Here is a 17806-nt window from a genome sequence, read left to right on the forward strand (position 1 = left end):
ATTCGTCTATAATCGTTCTTGTAGGCGAGTAGCTCAATTGGCAGAGCGACGGTCTCCAAAATCGTAGGTCGGGGGTTCGAGGCCCTCCTCGCCTGCCAGAAAAGAGAGGATTTTTCCTCTCTTTTTCATTTTTGTCGAATTTCACTTCATACCTCCCCATTTACACGGAAAGGGAGCGCCTATATTAGAAAAAATAAGTTATTACTCTTTAATCGACCAACAGTATCCAGAATTTCGCCAGATTGGTTCTTAAGAGGTTGAGTGATTTATAGAAATCGTGGTACACTTTGCATGATGTATAATGCATCATCGTAATGATATTGCAATTATCAATTCTTTCCGTGAAAATAGGGGTACAAACTTACCCCAAATATGGAGGTGTTTGAATGAAACTAAACAAAGTACTTGTACTGGCAATTGTCTTGCTTCTGGGAGTCGCAGCTTTGGGGGCAACGATCAAAATTGCTCTTGTAGCTCCTTTCACAGGGTTGGGTTCGATTCTGGGCGACTACATCAAAATGGGTGCGCAGCTTGCTCTCGAAGAAATTAACGCCGCCGGCGGCATCAACGGCAATATGCTCGAGATGCTTGTATATGACGATGCGGCCAATCCCAGCACCGCCGCAAACGTTGTTAGAAGAGCGCTCTTCCAGGATAATGTTGTTGCGGTATTTGGACCAAACATGAGCAGTGCGGTTATTGGAGTTCACCCGCTGGCCCAACAGGCGAAAATCCCCATGCTTGTCGGAGCCACTTCACCCTCATTCAGGTACACCAAGATTCCCAACGATTTCCTTTTCCGCTTGAGAGCGGACGACGAAGTGAAGGTCGTTCAGCTTGTCAAATACGCCGTTGAGGTTCTAGGTATCAAAAAGCCCGGTGTAATTTATGGCTCGACGGATTACTGTCTCGCGGCTCTGGAAGTGGCGAAGGCGGAGTTCCCCAAGTACGGAGTGGAGATTGTTGCGATGGAACAGATAAAAGAGGGCGACAAAGACGCCACAGGCCAGCTTCTTAAACTTAAGAACGCCGGCTTCGACGGTCTTATAGGTCTTACCCACGAATCGGAGGCCGCCGTAACGGTCAATCAATTGAGACAACTTCAGATCGATGTGCCTATCATAGGTTTCTCGGCATGGGGAGTTCCAGCCTTCACAGACCTCGCTCCAGAAGCTGCTATCGGTGTTTATTCTGTCCAGGGTTTCAATCCCGTCGATCCAGATCCGGCAGTTGTCGCTTTTGTTGAGGCTTACAAGGCGAGATGGGACGGTAAAGAACCGAGCGATCCCGCACAGGCTTATTACGATGGGATGTACCTCCTGGCCGAAGCGATCAAGAATGTTGGAACAGATGGCACAAAGATCGCTCAGTACCTGGCGACAAAGGCGAATATATTCGGTGTCCAGGGTGAATTGAAGTGTGATGAGCATCACAACTTCACCAACGTTTGTTTGATCTCCCAGTTCGACGGAAAAGACTGGAGGATAATCAACAAGATGTTCTAGACCTCTTGGTGAGAGGAAGACAAAGGGTCTTCCTCTCACTTTTATTTATCCAGACAAGGAGTGTGAATGATGCTTCAAGACATTCTCCAGAATATTGTTTCAGGGGCTTCAATAGGTGCCACATACGGTCTTGTCGGACTGGGCGTCGTTTTCCTCTGGTTGACAATCTCCAGGATCAACTTCGCCAATATCTCATCGGCCATGCTGGGAGCCTATCTTTTCTACACATTCTACACGATGGTCAAGCTGGGGTTCTTTCTATCTTTCGTTCTGTCTGTAGGTGTTATAGCGCTTTACGGGCTCGGTCTCCGTATTTTCATATATGAACCTATAAGGAAGAGAGGCGGAGGAAGACTGGAATTTGTGGTTGCTACGCTAATGCTTTGCACTTTCTGGCTCAATTTGATAATTGTGACCTACGGGGCCCTCCCGAAACCCTTCCCCCCAGTATTTGGCGGTAGTAAAGACTTCATCACGATCGGTAGCATCAGGATTCCGACACTTTACCTGAATATTTATCTGGTGATCGCTGCACTGATGGTTCTGATATACTTCATCCTTAACAAAACTCTTATAGGAAAATCATTCCGCGCGGCGGCTCAAAACAGAGAGGCCGCGGCTCTTATGGGAATAGATGTAAAAGTGACCACTTCGCTTTCATTCGTCATGGCGACATGTGTTGTGGGAATCGCAGGTATTCTTCTCGCCCCCATCTACTTCGTATCTCTCGAACTGGGTGGAGGCTCGATCGGGGTAAAGGGCTTCGCTTCGGCCGTTCTCGGCGGACTGACCAACCCTTACGGAACGATACTCGGGGGAATCAGCCTGGGGCTTCTCGAGAACTTCTCGACCCTCTATATATCTTCGACCTACAGAGATATAATATCCTTCTCTGTTCTCGTTGCAGTGCTCATATTGAAGCCTTCCGGGATCTTCAACTGGAAGGGCAAGAAGATATAGGAGGCGTGAGATGAAGAAGTTGCTTTTTATCGCGGGAGCAATCCTTGCAATAATACTCTTTCCGATCCTCAACAAGAATATGTATCACCTTTATCTTATGAACAGGGCTTTGATTCATGCCATCCTCGCGACTGGTCTCGTCTTTCTAACCGGCTTTGCCGGTCAGATTTCCCTCGGTCAGGCCGGATTCTACGCGATCGGCGCATACAGTTCGGCATATTTCACGGTAAAACTGGGCATGCCCATACCCGTCGGGATTATCATAGGGATCGCCATAAGCGTTCTGGCCGGTTTTTTGTTGAGCATTCCTTCGTTCAAGTTGAAGGCCTTTTTTCTTTCGCTTGTCACGATCGCCTTCGGGCAGATTGTGTGGATGCTGGTGATAAACCTCACGCCGATCACGGGAGGTCCTTACGGTTTCTTTGGAATTCCCTTCTATTCGTTGGGAAACAAGATGCTCTCCTTCGGCCAGGTCTTCTGGATTTTCGGAGCTCTACTCGTCCTCTGTGTTTATATAATGTTCAGAATAAAGCATTCTCACTTCGGTAGGGCGATGCTCGCAATGAACGACGATGACGTGGCCACAGAGAGCTGCGGCATTTCGACAAAGAGACTGAAAATCGCCGCCTTCGGTTTCGCTGCAGGTCTTGCCGGTCTTGCAGGGGCTCTTTACGCCCATCTGGCCGGATTTCTCTCTCCGGAGCCGTTCACGTTTTTCGAATCTTCCAACTTTGTGGCCATGGCCGTTGTCGGAGGCCTGAGACACATGAGCGGCGGGGTCGTCGGCGGTATAGGTTTAACGCTTCTCCCGGAGTTCCTGAGATTCGGTGGCTGGGAAAACTATTATCTGATGGTCACATCACTGATTGTCATAGTGATAATCATCTTCATGCCGATGGGACTGGGACCGATACTTGAAAACCTTTTCAGGAAGACCTTCAGGCTGAAGAGAAGCAACACAAAGACGTTGTAAGGTGGGTTGGACATGGACATACTTAGAACAGAAAACATGACCAAGAGCTTCGGAGGGGTGGTCGCGAACAATAACCTTTCTATCGGAATCCCCGAAGGTAAAATAACGGCCCTGATCGGTCCGAACGGTTCCGGCAAGACGACATTTATAAATGTCGTCACGGGGGTACATCCCATAACCAGCGGAAAGGTCTATTTCAAGGATCGGGATATCTCCGGCCTGGATGTCAATGTGATAAGCAGAATGGGTATTGCGAGAACTTTCCAGAAGATTCGTCTGTTTGAGAATCTGTCGGTTATCGAAAATGTTCTCGTCGCGAGGAAGCCTTTCTATAAATCAGGTCCTATCAGCGTGGTTCTCAATACCCCGAAATTCAAGAGAGAGGAGAGGGATAATAGAGAGAAGGCTCTGGAACTTTTGAAACTCGTGGGACTGGAAGACAAAGCATACGATTCTCCAACGGGTATGGCGTACGGATTGAGACGATGTCTCGAAATAGCAAGAGCCCTGGCACTGGAACCGCAGCTTCTCTTCCTCGACGAACCGGCCGCTGGAATGACCAGGGATGAGTTCAAAGTGATAATGGATCTGATTATAATACTCAAAGAACGCGGAATTACAACTCTACTGGTGGAACATACCATGGACTTCATAAAGGCCGTGGCCGACTGGGTGTATGTGTTGAATTTCGGTCAGGTAATTGCACAGGGAAAGTTCGAAGAGATCGAAAGGGATCCGCTGGTCCTGAAAGCCTATCTGGGGGAGGAATAAGCATGTTTTTACTTGAAACCAGAGACCTATCTGTCTCTTACAACGAAGTTCCCGCTCTCAGAAAAGTTTCCATAAAGGCCGCAAAGGGCGAGGTCATCTCTGTGCTGGGTCCAAATGGAGCGGGAAAGACTACACTGCTGAAAAGCATCTCTGGACTGGTGCCTTCTGAGCCAGGAAGCAAGGTCTTCCTCAACGGAGAAGAGATCCAGAATCTCGCCCCGCACAAAATCACGCGGCTGGGTGTCATTCATGTTCCAGAGGGGAGGCAGGTTTTCGCCGAGCTGACGGTTCAGGAGAACCTCGAAGTTGCCGCGACGAGGATAGGCCTGGCAAAGGCCAGACCAAACATCGAAAGGGTCTATGAACTCTTCTCCGAACTGAAGCCTAGAAAGGGACAGATGGCAGGAACTCTTTCCGGCGGGGAGCAACAGATGCTCGCCATAGGGAGAGCTATCGTTTCCGAGCCGTTGATAATGATGATCGACGAACCATCGATGGGTCTGGCTCCGGTCATTGTGAAGAGGATATTCGAAACCTTGAAGAAATTCGTAAAGGATGCCGGCCTTACTATGCTCATAGTGGAGCAGAACGCAAAACTTTCCCTTCCGATGAGTGACAGGGTCTATATAGTCTCTCAGGGCCAGATAAAGCTTGAAGGGAGCGTCGAAGAAGTAAAAAGCGACGAGAGAATAAGAGAAATGTACTTCGGTGGCAAGTGAAATGTTTGTGGAACTGGATTATACGACAGGAAAGAAACTCGGTCTGGAGATTACGGCCGGCAGTCTTCTCGCACCGTTGAAAATCACGACGGAGAATGTTGCTCATAGAGATCTCGAAACCTCTCTTTCGATGGCTGATAACGTAGATTTGTACACTCTGGCTCGCGAAGCCGGTAGTATAGTCTTCATAGTGGAGGATCATACGAGACACTCACCGGTTCTCGAGACGCTCGAATATCTAAAATTCGAGTTTGGAAGACGGGCAATTTCGTGGGATAAGGTGAAGCTTCTAGTCGCCACCGGTACTCACAGGAAGATGACTGAAATTGAATTGATCGAGAAGTTCGCCAGCTTCCTGGCCAGTACGGAGATAATACAGCACGACGCTGCTGACGGTAGCGAAATGAAGGACTTTGGAAACTACATGAATGTCCCGTTGAGGATCAACAGAAATGTGGAGAGCGATCTGCTGGTCGCAATAGGTTCGATAGTACCCCACCGCTTTTCAGGATGGTCGGGCGGCGCAAAAATGGTAGTGCCGGGGGTCGCTTCATACGAGACAGTCTTCCAGTCTCACAGGATGGCCATTCTAAACAGCTCTGCCGACGTCGGCGTCGTCGAAAACGAGTTTCGAGATCTCATAGACGAGACAGGCTCCAGAGTTGGTCTGGACTTCATTATCAATTATTACTACGGTAAAGACGGCACCGTAAAAGGGTGTGTTTCGGGTGATCATATAACCGCGCACAGAAGGGGCGTCGAGCTGGCCAAAGGCGAATTGCTCAGGGTCTTCGATCATAGATCAGACATCACGGTGATATCATCCTATCCGTCAACCACGGATTTCTGGCAGGGCGGAAAGGCTCTCTACACGGCTGATCTTATAACCAAGGACGGCGGCGATATCATAATGGTATCACCCTTAAATGAAGGATTCGGCGATCATCCGGCATTCGCCAAATTGCTCAGGCTCAAAAGCGCAGAGATTCTCGAGGAGCTGGACGGACTGACCGCCCAGGATCCGCTGGCCTACGTAGCCGCCTATGCCGTGAAGAATATAATGGAGAGAAAGCGTGTCCACATCGTGAGTGATACTGCGTACCGGTCAATGTTCGATGAAATAGGTCTATCGGTCCACGATGACCTTCAAAAGACCATAGATAGTATAAAAGCTAAGGATCGAGAAATAGTCGTGCTAGAAAACTCATACATTCTACCGCAAGTAGAAACGACAATGGAGGTAAAGTTATGAAACCTAAGGATCTCGATTACATGCCGCTGAACGGCACGGAATATTTCGACGGCTCAAAATGGGTATGCCCCATGAACTTCGAGAAGGCAATCAAAGGTGAAAATGCCAGAGATAGTGTATATATACACGATGTCACGCTAAGAGACGGAGAACAAACCTGTGGATTGACCTGGAACGAAGACCAGAGAGTGCGAATAGGTGTAGCTCTCAACGAACTCGGAGTTAAATCTATCGAAGTAGGCATGCCGGTGGTCTCCGACGAAAATAAAAGGGCGATCAGAAGGCTCGTGGATATGAACCTCACCTCGGAGATAGTGCCCTTCGCAAGGGCTATGAAAAAGGATATCGACGCTTCTTTGGAGTGCGGAGCAAAGAGAGTGGTGGTAGAACACGCCATAAATCCTTACGACAACGAATACGTGTACGGAGTATCGGCCGAAAAGGTTATAGATAGAGTCGTCACGGCTATCGGGTATGCGAAAGAACAGGGGATGGTACCTACATTCATGGGCTGGGACACGACCCGTTCGACTTTCGACTACGTATTTAAGGTTTTTACAGAAGTGGCAAGGCAGGCCAAACCGGAGAGCATAGTCTTCGTCGATAGTTTCGGCGTGGCCTCACCGTTCACAATAGAGTTCGTCTTTACCGAACTCAGAAAGGCGATACCGGATATTCCTCTGGAATTCCACGTTCACAACGAATTCGGACTGGCCATGGGCTCGGTTTTTGCCGCCGTAAGGGCCGGAGCTGCGGGTATCCACAGTTCGATCAACGGTTTGGGCGAGAGAACGGGAAATGTCGCAACGGAGGAAGTGGCTGCCGGTCTGAAATTGCTCATGGGTATCGATACCGGGGTTAACCTTGAAAAGATCGCCTATACTTCGAGACTGGTGGAAGATATCTCGAAAATACCCGTCGCCAACAACAAACCTGTAGTCGGCAAGAGGCTCTTCTGGGTCGAGTCCGGCATTGTAGTTGACGCCATAGACAAGTTGAACGAGGCCGGAATCGAACCGGCCATGACCCCTTATTTGCCATCTCTTGTCGGTATGGGCGAGATTCAGGTGAAGCTCGGAGCCTTCAGTGGTCAGGCGAGTATCAAGTATTGGTTGAAGAGACTTGGAATAACCTGTAGTGACGATCAGCTCGAAGAACTTACGGAGATAGTCAGGAAAGAAGGGAGAATTAGAAACGCCGTTCTGGAGATCGAAGAATTCAAGAAGATTGTGAGTGATTACCTAGGATGAGTTGCTATATACTCGTTATCAATCCGGGCTCGACATCGACGAAGATAGCCGTCTTCGACGGTGAGAGGGAGGTTTTCAGAAAGACGTTGACACTCCAAGAGAATCAACTCGATCTCCCTCTCTTCCCCGAGCAGTATCTCATAAGGAAAGGGCAGATACTCCGCGCACTGGTCGATTCAGGGATAGAATCAAAACAGTTATGCGCCATTGCGGCCAGAGGTGGAAGACTAAAACCGTTGAGTTCGGGAGTTTACAGAATAAACGATCAGATGTTGAAAGACGCGAGGGCTGGTCTTCAGGGTGTTCATCCGGCTAACACCGCAGTTGTAATCGCCTCGGAAATAGCTTTCGAGAACAGTATAGAGGCTTTCACTGTCGATCCAATAAGCGTCGATGAAATGGCCGACTGGGCAAAGATCACGGGTATCAGGGATATAACGCGCAACTCGCTATCGCACGCTTTGAACATGAAGGCGATAGCCAGGAGAGCCGCTTCTCAACTTGGAAAAAGTTACGAAGAGGCGAAAATAATAGTGGCCCATCTCGGAGGGGGTTCCTCCGTGAGCGCCCACCTTCAGGGAAAAATGGTAGATCTATACAACAGCGACAAAGAGGGACCTTTCGCTGTGGAAAGGGCCGGTGCGCTTCCCACGCACGAATTAGCCGATTTCGCCCGCTCTCACGACGATTATCTTCATCACCTGGCGCATGTCGGTGGGCTCTATTCACATTTTCAGACCAGAGATGTGGAAAAAATCGTGGAGATGGCTCGCGCAGGTGATAATCGTGCGGTTGTCGTTCTTCAGGCTTATATCTATAATATTGCGAAGTATATTTTCAGTTTACTGGCAGTGTTTGGCGGGTATCCCGATGCTCTGGCTATCACCGGTGGTGTCGTGAAATCTGAATTCGTAAGGACGGCCCTACTCGAAAAGCTCGGAAAGGGTTTCAGAGTATTTCTCTTTCCAGGTGAATTCGAAATGGAGAGTCTCGCGTCGGGGGTTTACAGGGTGATAACCGGTAGGGAAAAGGCATTAGAATATTGAGGTGGTACAGTGCTAATTATCTCGCTTTCACAGATAGTATCAAGGGCCAGGCAGAGCAGCGGAAAGGTCGAAGTGCTGTGCGTCCAGCCATACGACGATTCGACCCTTAAGGCACTCGGTAGTTTGAGATCCTGGAGAGAGGGGATAAAACTCACTCTGTTTGGAAAGAGAGAAAAGATAGAATCCAGCGAGTATTACAGGGGTCTAGAAGATGTCGAAATAATCGAGGGTGATACCGAGGAGATCAACACCGCCAGAGCGATAGAAACGATAAGGGCGGACAAGCCGTCCGTTCTCATGAAGGGATTGGTGAATACCGCCGTCTTTTTGAGAGTTCTTTTCAGAAGCGAAAGCGTGAAGGCGTCGGGTCGTCTCATAAGCCACGTTTCCTGTCTCGAGGTGCCTGGTTTTGAAAGACTTCTCTTCATAACCGACGGCACGGTGAATGTGAATCCAGATCTGAAAACGAAGATAGGCATAGTGGAAAACGTTTGCGAGTTCGTCAGATCTCTTGGTTTTGAAAAGCCAAAGATAGCGGTTATAGGAATAAATGAGAGGATCACCCATTCCAATCAGGATCTGATAGACGGAGCCGTGATCGCCAAAATGTCTGAAAGAGGTCACTTTGGCAACTGTTACATAGATGGTCCCATGCCTTTAGATACCGCGTTGAGCAAAGAGGCGGCTATCAAGAAGATGATTCTCTCGCCCGTCGGGGGAGAGGCAGACGTTTTAGTCTGCTCAAACCTCGAGTCGGCTGCGAACCTCATAAAGGGACTGGTTCATCTGGCTCATAGCAAGACAGCCGGTTTACTTCTCGGTGCCGGATTCCCCGTGGTGCTGACCTCCAGAAGCGATTCAAGCGATTCGAAGGAGATATCACTGGCGATGGCCATCCTGAACGCAACAGGGGGAGTGTGAGGTTTTATGAGACTGGCCTTCATGATCGCAAACGAAGATATTCCACCAGGATCCAGAGTTACTGGCCTCACCGGCTCGTTAGAAGAGAACCTAAGTCAACTCAAGAAAGCGGGCTTCGACTTTTTCGAGCTGATGATATCCGATCCGGCACGTGTAGATGTTGAGAAGATCCACTTTCTGGAGAGAAAAACGGAAACTGCTATCTCCTTTCTTTGTACCGGCGAGATGGCAGGAACGATGGGTATGGCCCTTAACAACCCTGATAGTTCGCAAAGAGAACGGGCTCTATCCGGATTGATAGATGCGGCTAAGAAGGCGAAGGCACTGGGAGTCAACCTGAATATCGGTAGATTGAGGGGCACTGTGTGGGAAGATGGACCGGAAAAGTCTCTGGAGCGATTAAAAGGGGCCTTAAGGGTTGTCGATGAATATGTGTCAAATAATCTGCCGGGAATATCTATTCTCATAGAGCCTTTGAAAAGAGAAATCTGTCCTCTGCTGAACAGTTGCCACGAAACATACGAGTTTATCTCTTCGATTGGATTAAGAAATTTCTCAATACTTCTAGACTCGGATCATTTCGATTACCGATCCGACCCGGGATTTATCGGAGAACACATTGAAACCATAAAACACGTTCATATCGCAGATACCATGCACGAACCACCCGGGTATGGAAAGATAGATTTCGAGAAGTTCCTGGGTTTGCTTTTCGAGGCCGGTTACACGGGAGATATCAGCGTGGAAGTTTTTTGCGGCGCAGAACAGTATGAAACTTTGAGAGATAGCTACAGGTTTCTGTGCGAGTATTCCCGGTTCTGGGAGGGATTACGATGACTGGATCCGACGGCAGCCGTTTCCATGGAATTCAACAACAGGTTTATAGATCTATCTTGAGAAGTATAGTCGAACTTGAAATACCGCCTGGTAAAAAATTGACCATCGGCCGTCTCAAAACCATTTACGGTGTCTCGTCAACACCTGTTCGGGGCGCTCTCTACAAGCTGAAGGAGGATGGTTTGCTAATACTTGGGCCGTCGAAGAGCTTCTATGTCAAGGAAATAAGCGAAGAAGAAGTTAGGAAGCTTTTCTACGTAAGAATCGAACTCGAAAAGCTGGCGCTAAGAGAATCCATAGACTCGGTGGATATGTCAGTCATTTCAAATCTGATAATTAGAATGCGGAAACACCTTTCCAACCGAGAAGAGACCATGGAAAATGTTCCTTATGACATCGACTATAAACTCCACAGGCTAATACTGGAAAATTGTGGCAACAGCTATCTCATAGACATAATGCAGAAAATATCGATACTCATAACCAGAATGAGAAACGTTATCAAGTACTATCTGCCTCAGCAACAGAAGGACTGGATCATATGCGAGATGGAGGAACACCTGGAAATAGCTGAGGGAATTCTGGAGAGAAACTTAAGTAGAGCAGAAATGGCTCTAGACAGGCATTTGAAACACTCAATGGATATTATCTGCTCGATCCTCGGGTCATCGAAAGTTGATTACAAGACGGCAACCAGCTTTTTAGAATTGGAGGCAAAGGTATGAAGCAAGCGATTTTGCTTTCTCAAAACGACAACGTGGCAACTCTGCTGGAGAGAGTGGAGCCGGGTGAAACGATTGAGATAAAAGGCACCGGTCAAGCAGAAAAAATCGTTTCCAGAGACTCTATACCTTCCGGTCACAAAGTGGCCGTGAAAGACATGATACCCGGGGATGCGGTGATAAAGTATAACAATAAGATTGGAATTGCAACCATCGAAATATTTGCAGGACAGCACGTTCACGTCCACAATGTAAAAAGTGCCAGAACGGAATCCGGTAAAGGAGGTGAACAGGCTTAAGCCGTTATTATATGCACAAAACTATAAAGGGTTACATAAGAAAGGATGGAAATGTGGGTTTCCGAAATTACGTGTTGGTACTTCCTAGCGTTATCTGTTCTTCGAAGGTCGCCGAAAGGATAGCCTCGTCGGTGCCGGGTTGTGCGGTTGCCAGACACAACCAGGGCTGTGCGCAACTGGGAGAGGACTTTCACCAAACCCGAAGGACGTTAATAAATACCGCCCTCAACCCGAACGTGGCGGCGGTGATAGTTATAGGCCTGGGCTGTGAAAGGGTTTCACCCCACGAGCTCAGAGATCTGATCGCCCAGGCTGGCAAACCGGTCGAGCTCATAATGGTACAGGAGGTTGGTAATGGTGAAGCCATAAGATTGGGGAGGGAAAAGGCCAGGGAGTTTGTGATCGAGGCTTCGAAGATAGAGCGACAGAGTGTTCCGCTTTCAGCGCTCACGATCGGTGTAGAATGCGGTGGTTCGGATTTTTCATCGGGACTATCCGCAAATCCCGTTGTTGGACATGTGGCCGATCTGGTCTGGGGAAACGGCGGTCGGGTGATTCTCTCGGAAACCACCGAGCTAGTGGGGGCCGAGCATCTCCTTTTCGAGCGTATGAGTGACGATTCTCAGAAGGAAAGATTCACCCGCATGCTCGAGAGGATGATCAACGAGAGCAGAAATAACAGCCGCGACATGGTCGATAGAGAGAATATTCCAAATAACATATCTCCGGGAAATGTGAGGGGAGGGCTTACCACTCTCGAAGAAAAATCTCTTGGAGCAATGATAAAAGGCGGCAAAGTACCTATAGTGGGAGTCAAAGAGTATGGAGAGTGTATAGAAAGGGCTCCCGGTCTTTATCTAATGGACTCTCCCGGATACGATGTTGAGTCCGTAACGGGTATGGTCGCCGGTGGCGCCAGCATCATACTTTTCACTACTGGTCAGGGAACGCCTACGGGAAATCCAATCGCTCCGGTGATAAAGATTACCGGTAATCGCGACACGGCAGTAAAAATGAGGGACAGCATCGACTTCGATTGCAGCGCTGTAATTTCCGGAGGAGAAACTCTTGAAAAGAGCGGTGAAAGGCTTTTCGATTTGTTAATCGACGTTTCCAACGGAGCGGAAACCAAGTCAGAACTCCTCGGACAGGACGATTATTCTATATGGAACGTTGGTATAAAGCTATGATTCCGGGTAAAGACGAGTTGGAAAGAATCTTCCTTGAAATGTGCAAATACGATACGACCAACCCTCCAGGCAACGAAGAGTCTCTGGCTCTATATATAAAAGAAACGCTTGAGAGTTACGGTATAGGCTCCACGATTCAGAGAGTTGATGTCGGACGGGTAAATCTTCTCGCTAAAATCGACAGGAACGGTAGGCTGCCTTTCTTGCTTTTTACCGGACATATGGACGTGGTGCCGGCTGCCTCGGGTTGGACGAGCGAGCCCTTCAAACCCGTTGTTGAAAACGGAAGGGTGTATGCCCGCGGATCGGCAGATATGAAGGCCGGGCTCGCCTCCATGTTGGCGGCTTTCATCGATCTTTCCAGTGATGAACGATTCGGGGGAAATCTTGCCTTTCTGGCAACTTGTGACGAAGAGGTTGGTTGTAGCGGGGTGAAAAGATTCCTCGAAGAAAATACGCTTGAAATAGCCGGTGCGTTGATCGGTGAGCCCACGTCGATGAGACTTGCGAGCGGAGAAAAAGGGGCCGTCTGGAGCGAACTGAGCTTCAAGGGAAAATCGGCCCACGGCTCACAGCCTAAAGAGGGGATCAACGCGGTCCTCCTTCTTATAGATGCGTATCGAAAAATCGCCGATGAACTGGGGAGTATTGAGGGCCTGACAGTGAGTCTGAACAAGATATCGGGAGGTTCCAAAGAGAACACCGTTCCCGATTCCGCCAGTTGTGTTCTAGATATCCGTTTTATGAGCAACATCTCGCTTTCGGAAGTCACCGGAATCATAGACAAAATCCTCTCGCGATTCGAAGGCGCCGGTCAGAAGGTTCTACTCGCCCGCAACCCTTTCAGCTCTTCAGGAAGATTGGTCGATTATACCCGTTCCACTCTCGAAGAGATGGGAATAAAATCGGAACCGCTGACAATGACATACTTCACCGACGGAGCCTTTATAGCCCCTGCTGGCATCGAGACCGTGATACTCGGACCGGGGGCGGCCATTATGGCCCACAAGGCCAACGAGTACGTCGAATTGGAAGAGATCCATACCGCCAGGGAACTCTATGGGAAGATCGCTAGAAATTTCTTTCAAGGATGTGTCTGAAATGGATATGACAGTAATAGACAGTGGGTCGTTGAGAAATCTATGTGTGGATATTCTGATTGCTGAAGGGTTTGGACAGGATGTTTCGACCGATATCGTCGATGTATTGCTGGAAGCCGACCTAAGGGGAATACCCTCTCATGGAGTCGCGAGACTCAAGCGATACATAGACGAACGAAACGCCGGCCATATAAAACTGAATAAAACGCCTTCGATAGAGTACGAAACTCCCCTCTCGGCCGTTGTAGATGGCCGGGGAGGGCCCGGGCAGAGCGTTTCAAAATGGGCTATGAATCTAGCCATAGAGAAGGCTGGGAATAACCTTGTGGGGTTCGTTTCCGTACGAAACTCGAACCATTACGGAATTACAGCCTACTATTCCGAGATGGCACTCGAAAAAGATATGATTGGAATTGCCATGACCAACAGCTACCCTCTGGTCGTGCCGACGTTTGGAAGAGAGGCCGTTCTAGGAACTAATCCCTTTTCCATTGCCATTCCCGGTTCTAGGCATCCCTTCATACTAGATATGGCAACGAGCGTAGTGACCAGGGGAAAACTCGAAGTGTACGATAGACTGGCAAAAGTAATTCCCGAAGGATGGGCCGTCGATAGCCTTGGTGTTGATACAAATTCCCCCGGAGAGGTTCTTGCCAATTTCAACAACAGGAGACCAGGTGGAATTCTCCCACTGGGAGGTTCCGGTGAGGAGTTTGGCGGTCATAAGGGGTATGGACTCTCTCTGCTTGTTGATCTGGTATCGGCCGGTCTCTCTTTTGGTTCGTGGAGCGCCCTGACTTATAGGGAAGGAGTCGCCGGCGTCTGCCATTTCTTCGGTGCAATGGATTTGAAGCTCTTTGGAGAACCGGAAAGTATGAAACAACAAATTCAATCGATAATTGACGGCGTCGTGTCAAGCGAGAAGGCTCGCGGAAGTGAGAAGATCTACTACCACGGAGAGAAGGAAGAGCTTTCGAGGATGTATTCTCTTTCTAAGGGAGTTACTCTTGATCCGAAGACTGTCAGAAACCTGGTCGCACTGGCGGAAAGGAACAACCTCCAGATCCCTGGCCAATTACTGCAATAAGACTAAAATACTACCTGAAATATAAAAAGCGGCCTGAAGTCTAGACTTCGGATGTGATGGTATGCCGCTATCATTCCAGCGAAGTCTGCGATCAGATCCTCGAACTCGGCTGTACCTCTACGTGAAGTGAAATCCCAGATCTCCTTGCCTATTCCAAGAGCCGATGTAAAAAGAAAACCGCCCACGTTACCGAGCAGAAAGCTCGAAAAACCGTAGGCGGTATAACTTACAGAATAATGAAGAAATTTGTCGTAACCCGTAACCGCTAAACTCACACATAGAAAAGAAAGGAACAGAAAAAAACAAAACCTCTTAATCAAAAAGCTCTTTAGCTCCTGACTAGAATGAATAAAGAACGCCGAGACCTACAGAGAAGAACTCCGGGAGAGGCCAGTAGTCTCCACCGGGGAAGTTTCCTTCCTGGCGGGTTGCGTATTTGTAAACCCTGTAGCCCCTTGCGTAACCGTTGAGCGTTACCTTTTCAGTAATTGGTGCCATGACCTGGAAACCGCCCCCTATGGCCAGATGCGGAGCACCTAGATCAAATCCACAGAGAACCCATGATTGCTGACCAACAATTGTATCCTGCACAGTACCAATGCTAACAAGAAGCCTTACCTGTAAATTTAAAACCTCGAAAATCTGGAAGTAGATGTCTGCATTCAAGAGACCTATCTTGTTAGTTGGATACCTTATAGCAGCCTGAGCACTCAGCGTTGTACCTATCTTTTCAGTGAAAGGAAGCTGAAGAGACAGATCCAGCGCACCGGCACCCCATCTTTCAGGTTGATAAATTGGATTGGTGGCGTTGATACCGAAGGCTCCACCGATAAGCGCTTTAGGTGCAGAGAAACCCATAATAACCGCAGAAAGGAGCAGAGCTACCAAAGCGACTTTCTTCATAAATACACCTCCCCTAAATTATTGCAAAGCTCTTGGCATTATTGGCAGTATAAATCAGATTGATTATACCACAACAACATGGACGTTCAAAGCCGTTGATGCAGCCTGGTCGCGTATTGAAAAATCTTTCTCTCTCTTGATATTCAAATATCGACACGCTGTCTCAATTTCCTCTCGACATCTCTACGTGCTATATCTTCACGCTTATCGAAAAGCCTCTTTCCTTTGGCCAGAGATATTTCGATCTTAGCCCTACCTCTATCGTTGAAATAGATCTTTGTAGGAATTATCGTGAGCCCTTTTTCTTTAGTTTTCTGGTCCAGTCTCAGTATCTCCTTTCTGTGCATTAACAACCTTCTCTTCCTTCTGGGGTCGTGGTTCCAGAAATTTCCGTGAGAATACTGACTGATGTTACAGTCTATAAGAAACAACTCTCCGTTCTCTATTTTGCAGTAGGCGTCTACAAGCGAAGCCCCTCCAAGCCTTAGAGATTTCACCTCCGTTCCCATCAACTCCATCCCCGCTTCATAGCTGTCCAGTAGATGATACTGGAACCTCGCCTTTTTGTTGGTCACTACGATCTTCACGCTAATACCTCCACTCGACTTTGCGAAATAGATTGTATCACATCTGCCCGCATCGGCGAAAAGGGATCTCTGAGTGATCCCTTCCTATATTCGTTCAAATTAGGAAACCATGCCAGCGCTATTGCGTAGTCGGCGTACTAATGGTATTCAATAAAATCGCGAGTAGTTTGTAAATGTTTATGAATCGGAGCTATTTCAAAAGCACTATATCCGGTCTCCTGACTGTATGGCCCTCGATTTCGAAAATTAAGGCCGGCCATCTGCTCGATTGAGGATATGAAACGATTCGATTTTGCCCGGTAAGCAACACGACTGTGTCTTCCGACTTGGTACCCCTGATCGTCGGGTTCCAGGCGAGGGAGTTTCCGCTTTTAAGCACTACGGAAGTGTACGGGTCGGCAACCACTTCTCTGGGAGAGTAACCGGCAAGACCTCCCTGGTGATGGAACCTCCACTCTCCTGGAGCTTTCTGCGAGGCGTAGGCATCCTTTATCTTTTCGAACACATCGGAAAGTTTTTTTCCGGGCCTTGAAGAGGCGATCGCCACCGAATCTACATAGCAGTTGCGCCTGTGTTGCTCTCTGATTCCTTTGACTTCTTCGAACATGAAAGAGCGAGAAGAGGAGACGATCAGGCCGCGTCTCCTGGCACAAATGCTTACGAAGCCTCTTCTTCCGAGCCTCGTGTTTCTCGATAAGTTGTGTCTGTAAGTTAGAGTACTCTCCTCGGAAAAGGCTAGTGTGAGCACCGGTTCTATATCCCTATTCGACATTTCCCGGTACATGATTCCCTGAACTTCGAGCTCGGTCATCTTCGGTGTGAACAAGGAAACCACATCCGAGAAGATTTCGTCGCATTCACTTCCAAGATCCGAATAAGATTCCACTTCGTAATCGCTCAAGACGCTCCTGAGAGATACCAGATCTACGGTGCCGGTCTCGTATCTTCCGGTATCGGAGATGACTTTGCCTTTCACTATCGAGTCGATCGCTCTCTTTTCGGCGGAGATACGTTCGAACCAGTCGTATTCGACAATTTCAAGCTCCCCCTGTATTTCTCTAGGCAACTCCAGATCTATGAGTCTTTGAAGTTCAATGTTGTTTATGAGCAGATAGACTCCGTTACGTGTCACCAGAATGGAAGCCTCTCCTTCGGTCGCGTTGAGTGTTATATGGCTGCGCGCGCCGAATGTGAACCAGGAGAAGTTGTTGCACTTGCTTATCAAAAGAGCATCTGCTCCATTCTCTTCAAATAAAGACCGTACGCTTTCTACCCTTTCTTTAAAAAGCTCTAAAAGCATTTCCACACCTCACCCGGTCTCTGTTCCGATATATTATCATCTCTTCCACGAAGCGATATCTGACGGTTCTATGACATTCGTCTGGGTTCCAATGCGCGGTCTCTCCATCCAGCTCTCTACGGTGCTCTTCCACTTCAAATAATGATCGGTCTTCTTGTGAGCCGCAGCCGCATCTTCCGATTCATAGGCTTCGTAAAGAAGAAAGTGATTCGGTTTTGATCTATCCTGCAGGAAGTCGAATCTGAGATTCCCTTCTTCCATAACGGAGCTTTTATGGTTGAGCGTAGTAGCTTCAATGAACTCATCTATCTTTTCGCTCTTGACATAAATATCCACTACTGTTACTATCATCGTCAACACCCCCGAAGATTGTGAGATTCCAGT

Annotated in this window: 20 protein-coding genes and 1 tRNA gene; 16 read left to right on the forward strand and 5 right to left on the reverse strand. The window is 48.3% G+C overall.

The features are described 5' to 3' along the window. Nucleotides 1-22: 22 nt before the first annotated feature. From MESINF_RS07130 to MESINF_RS07205, 16 genes are all read left to right on the forward strand, one after another. Nucleotides 23-98 (forward strand) — tRNA-Trp (locus MESINF_RS07130). Between the two features lie 288 nt (nucleotides 99-386). Then, nucleotides 387-1505 (forward strand): ABC transporter substrate-binding protein, encoded by a 1119-nt coding sequence (locus tag MESINF_RS07135; protein WP_169699180.1) that lies wholly within the window; start codon nucleotides 387-389, stop codon nucleotides 1503-1505. 69 nt (nucleotides 1506-1574) lie between these two features. Beyond that, entirely contained in the window at nucleotides 1575-2465 is an 891-nt protein-coding gene (locus tag MESINF_RS07140) for a branched-chain amino acid ABC transporter permease (protein WP_169699181.1), read from the forward strand. A 10-nt stretch (nucleotides 2466-2475) separates the two neighbouring features. After that, entirely contained in the window at nucleotides 2476-3438 is a 963-nt protein-coding gene (locus MESINF_RS07145; RefSeq protein WP_169699182.1) for a branched-chain amino acid ABC transporter permease, read from the forward strand. A 12-nt stretch (nucleotides 3439-3450) separates the two neighbouring features. Then, on the forward strand, nucleotides 3451-4209 hold the full coding sequence (locus MESINF_RS07150; RefSeq protein WP_169699183.1) for an ABC transporter ATP-binding protein: 759 nt from the start codon (nucleotides 3451-3453) through the stop codon (nucleotides 4207-4209). A gap of 2 nt (nucleotides 4210-4211) precedes the next feature. Further along, nucleotides 4212-4928 (forward strand): ABC transporter ATP-binding protein, encoded by a 717-nt coding sequence (locus MESINF_RS07155; protein ID WP_169699184.1) that lies wholly within the window; start codon nucleotides 4212-4214, stop codon nucleotides 4926-4928. Between the two features lies 1 nt (nucleotide 4929). After that, entirely contained in the window at nucleotides 4930-6180 is a 1251-nt protein-coding gene (locus tag MESINF_RS07160; protein ID WP_169699185.1) for a lactate racemase domain-containing protein, read from the forward strand. Beyond that, entirely contained in the window at nucleotides 6177-7430 is a 1254-nt protein-coding gene (locus MESINF_RS07165) for a LeuA family protein (protein WP_169699186.1), read from the forward strand. The genes MESINF_RS07160 and MESINF_RS07165 overlap by 4 nt, the downstream gene beginning before the upstream one ends. Then, nucleotides 7427-8476 carry a butyrate kinase gene (buk, locus tag MESINF_RS07170; protein ID WP_169699187.1) on the forward strand — a complete coding sequence of 350 codons (1050 nt, stop codon included), beginning with the start codon at nucleotides 7427-7429 and terminating at the stop codon, nucleotides 8474-8476. Before MESINF_RS07165 ends, buk begins: the two co-directional genes overlap by 4 nt. A gap of 9 nt (nucleotides 8477-8485) precedes the next feature. Next, the gene (locus MESINF_RS07175; protein ID WP_231936657.1) at nucleotides 8486-9397 is read left to right on the forward strand and encodes a phosphate acyltransferase; all 912 of its coding nucleotides are present in this window, start codon (nucleotides 8486-8488) and stop codon (nucleotides 9395-9397) included. Between the two features lie 6 nt (nucleotides 9398-9403). After that, nucleotides 9404-10234 carry a sugar phosphate isomerase/epimerase family protein gene (locus MESINF_RS07180; RefSeq protein ID WP_169699188.1) on the forward strand — a complete coding sequence of 277 codons (831 nt, stop codon included), beginning with the start codon at nucleotides 9404-9406 and terminating at the stop codon, nucleotides 10232-10234. Beyond that, nucleotides 10231-10959 (forward strand): GntR family transcriptional regulator, encoded by a 729-nt coding sequence (locus MESINF_RS07185; RefSeq protein ID WP_169699189.1) that lies wholly within the window; start codon nucleotides 10231-10233, stop codon nucleotides 10957-10959. Before MESINF_RS07180 ends, MESINF_RS07185 begins: the two co-directional genes overlap by 4 nt. Continuing rightward, a complete protein-coding gene (locus MESINF_RS07190) occupies nucleotides 10956-11255 on the forward strand; it encodes a UxaA family hydrolase (protein ID WP_169699190.1) in 300 nt (99 codons plus the stop codon). Before MESINF_RS07185 ends, MESINF_RS07190 begins: the two co-directional genes overlap by 4 nt. A gap of 11 nt (nucleotides 11256-11266) precedes the next feature. Further along, nucleotides 11267-12445 carry a UxaA family hydrolase gene (locus MESINF_RS07195; protein ID WP_169699191.1) on the forward strand — a complete coding sequence of 393 codons (1179 nt, stop codon included), beginning with the start codon at nucleotides 11267-11269 and terminating at the stop codon, nucleotides 12443-12445. Continuing rightward, on the forward strand, nucleotides 12421-13545 hold the full coding sequence (locus MESINF_RS07200; protein WP_231936658.1) for a M20 family metallopeptidase: 1125 nt from the start codon (nucleotides 12421-12423) through the stop codon (nucleotides 13543-13545). The genes MESINF_RS07195 and MESINF_RS07200 overlap by 25 nt, the downstream gene beginning before the upstream one ends. A 1-nt stretch (nucleotide 13546) precedes the next feature. Beyond that, nucleotides 13547-14632 (forward strand): Ldh family oxidoreductase, encoded by a 1086-nt coding sequence (locus MESINF_RS07205; protein ID WP_231936659.1) that lies wholly within the window; start codon nucleotides 13547-13549, stop codon nucleotides 14630-14632. Between the two features lie 2 nt (nucleotides 14633-14634). Here MESINF_RS07205 and MESINF_RS07210 read toward each other — a convergent pair whose 3' ends face one another. The 5 genes from MESINF_RS07210 to MESINF_RS07230 all read right to left on the reverse strand — a co-directional run bounded on the left by MESINF_RS07210 (nucleotide 14635) and on the right by MESINF_RS07230 (nucleotide 17773). Further along, the gene (locus tag MESINF_RS07210; protein WP_231936660.1) at nucleotides 14635-14952 is read right to left on the reverse strand and encodes a hypothetical protein; all 318 of its coding nucleotides are present in this window, start codon (nucleotides 14950-14952) and stop codon (nucleotides 14635-14637) included. A gap of 19 nt (nucleotides 14953-14971) precedes the next feature. Further along, nucleotides 14972-15535 (reverse strand): hypothetical protein, encoded by a 564-nt coding sequence (locus MESINF_RS07215; protein ID WP_169699192.1) that lies wholly within the window; start codon nucleotides 15533-15535, stop codon nucleotides 14972-14974. A gap of 143 nt (nucleotides 15536-15678) precedes the next feature. Continuing rightward, the gene (gene smpB, locus MESINF_RS07220; protein WP_169699193.1) at nucleotides 15679-16122 is read right to left on the reverse strand and encodes an SsrA-binding protein SmpB; all 444 of its coding nucleotides are present in this window, start codon (nucleotides 16120-16122) and stop codon (nucleotides 15679-15681) included. 190 nt (nucleotides 16123-16312) lie between these two features. Continuing rightward, a complete protein-coding gene (locus tag MESINF_RS07225) occupies nucleotides 16313-17422 on the reverse strand; it encodes a M24 family metallopeptidase (RefSeq protein WP_169699194.1) in 1110 nt (369 codons plus the stop codon). A gap of 36 nt (nucleotides 17423-17458) precedes the next feature. Continuing rightward, nucleotides 17459-17773, reverse strand: coding sequence for an antibiotic biosynthesis monooxygenase (locus MESINF_RS07230; RefSeq protein WP_169699195.1), 315 nt, complete (start codon nucleotides 17771-17773; stop codon nucleotides 17459-17461). Nucleotides 17774-17806 lie beyond the last annotated feature (33 nt).

The organism is Mesotoga infera (assembly GCF_900157305.1).
GTDB lineage: Bacteria > Thermotogota > Thermotogae > Petrotogales > Kosmotogaceae > Mesotoga > Mesotoga infera.

Bases quoted from the DNA above. Each gene is read 5' to 3' on its own strand.
- MESINF_RS07135 (WP_169699180.1), top strand. From the start codon at position 387: ATGAAACTAAACAAAGTACTTGTACTGGCAATTGTCTTGCTTCTGGGA.
- MESINF_RS07140 (WP_169699181.1), top strand. From the start codon at position 1,575: ATGCTTCAAGACATTCTCCAGAATATTGTTTCAGGGGCTTCAATAGGT.
- MESINF_RS07145 (WP_169699182.1), top strand. From the start codon at position 2,476: ATGAAGAAGTTGCTTTTTATCGCGGGAGCAATCCTTGCAATAATACTC.
- MESINF_RS07150 (WP_169699183.1), top strand. From the start codon at position 3,451: ATGGACATACTTAGAACAGAAAACATGACCAAGAGCTTCGGAGGGGTG.
- MESINF_RS07155 (WP_169699184.1), top strand. From the start codon at position 4,212: ATGTTTTTACTTGAAACCAGAGACCTATCTGTCTCTTACAACGAAGTT.
- MESINF_RS07160 (WP_169699185.1), top strand. From the start codon at position 4,930: ATGTTTGTGGAACTGGATTATACGACAGGAAAGAAACTCGGTCTGGAG.
- MESINF_RS07165 (WP_169699186.1), top strand. From the start codon at position 6,177: ATGAAACCTAAGGATCTCGATTACATGCCGCTGAACGGCACGGAATAT.
- buk (WP_169699187.1), top strand. From the start codon at position 7,427: ATGAGTTGCTATATACTCGTTATCAATCCGGGCTCGACATCGACGAAG.
- MESINF_RS07180 (WP_169699188.1), top strand. From the start codon at position 9,404: ATGAGACTGGCCTTCATGATCGCAAACGAAGATATTCCACCAGGATCC.
- MESINF_RS07185 (WP_169699189.1), top strand. From the start codon at position 10,231: ATGACTGGATCCGACGGCAGCCGTTTCCATGGAATTCAACAACAGGTT.
- MESINF_RS07190 (WP_169699190.1), top strand. From the start codon at position 10,956: ATGAAGCAAGCGATTTTGCTTTCTCAAAACGACAACGTGGCAACTCTG.
- MESINF_RS07195 (WP_169699191.1), top strand. From the start codon at position 11,267: ATGCACAAAACTATAAAGGGTTACATAAGAAAGGATGGAAATGTGGGT.
- MESINF_RS07200 (WP_231936658.1), top strand. From the start codon at position 12,421: ATGGAACGTTGGTATAAAGCTATGATTCCGGGTAAAGACGAGTTGGAA.
- MESINF_RS07205 (WP_231936659.1), top strand. From the start codon at position 13,547: ATGGATATGACAGTAATAGACAGTGGGTCGTTGAGAAATCTATGTGTG.
- MESINF_RS07215 (WP_169699192.1), bottom strand. From the start codon at position 15,535: ATGAAGAAAGTCGCTTTGGTAGCTCTGCTCCTTTCTGCGGTTATTATG.
- MESINF_RS07225 (WP_169699194.1), bottom strand. From the start codon at position 17,422: ATGCTTTTAGAGCTTTTTAAAGAAAGGGTAGAAAGCGTACGGTCTTTA.
- MESINF_RS07230 (WP_169699195.1), bottom strand. From the start codon at position 17,773: ATGATAGTAACAGTAGTGGATATTTATGTCAAGAGCGAAAAGATAGAT.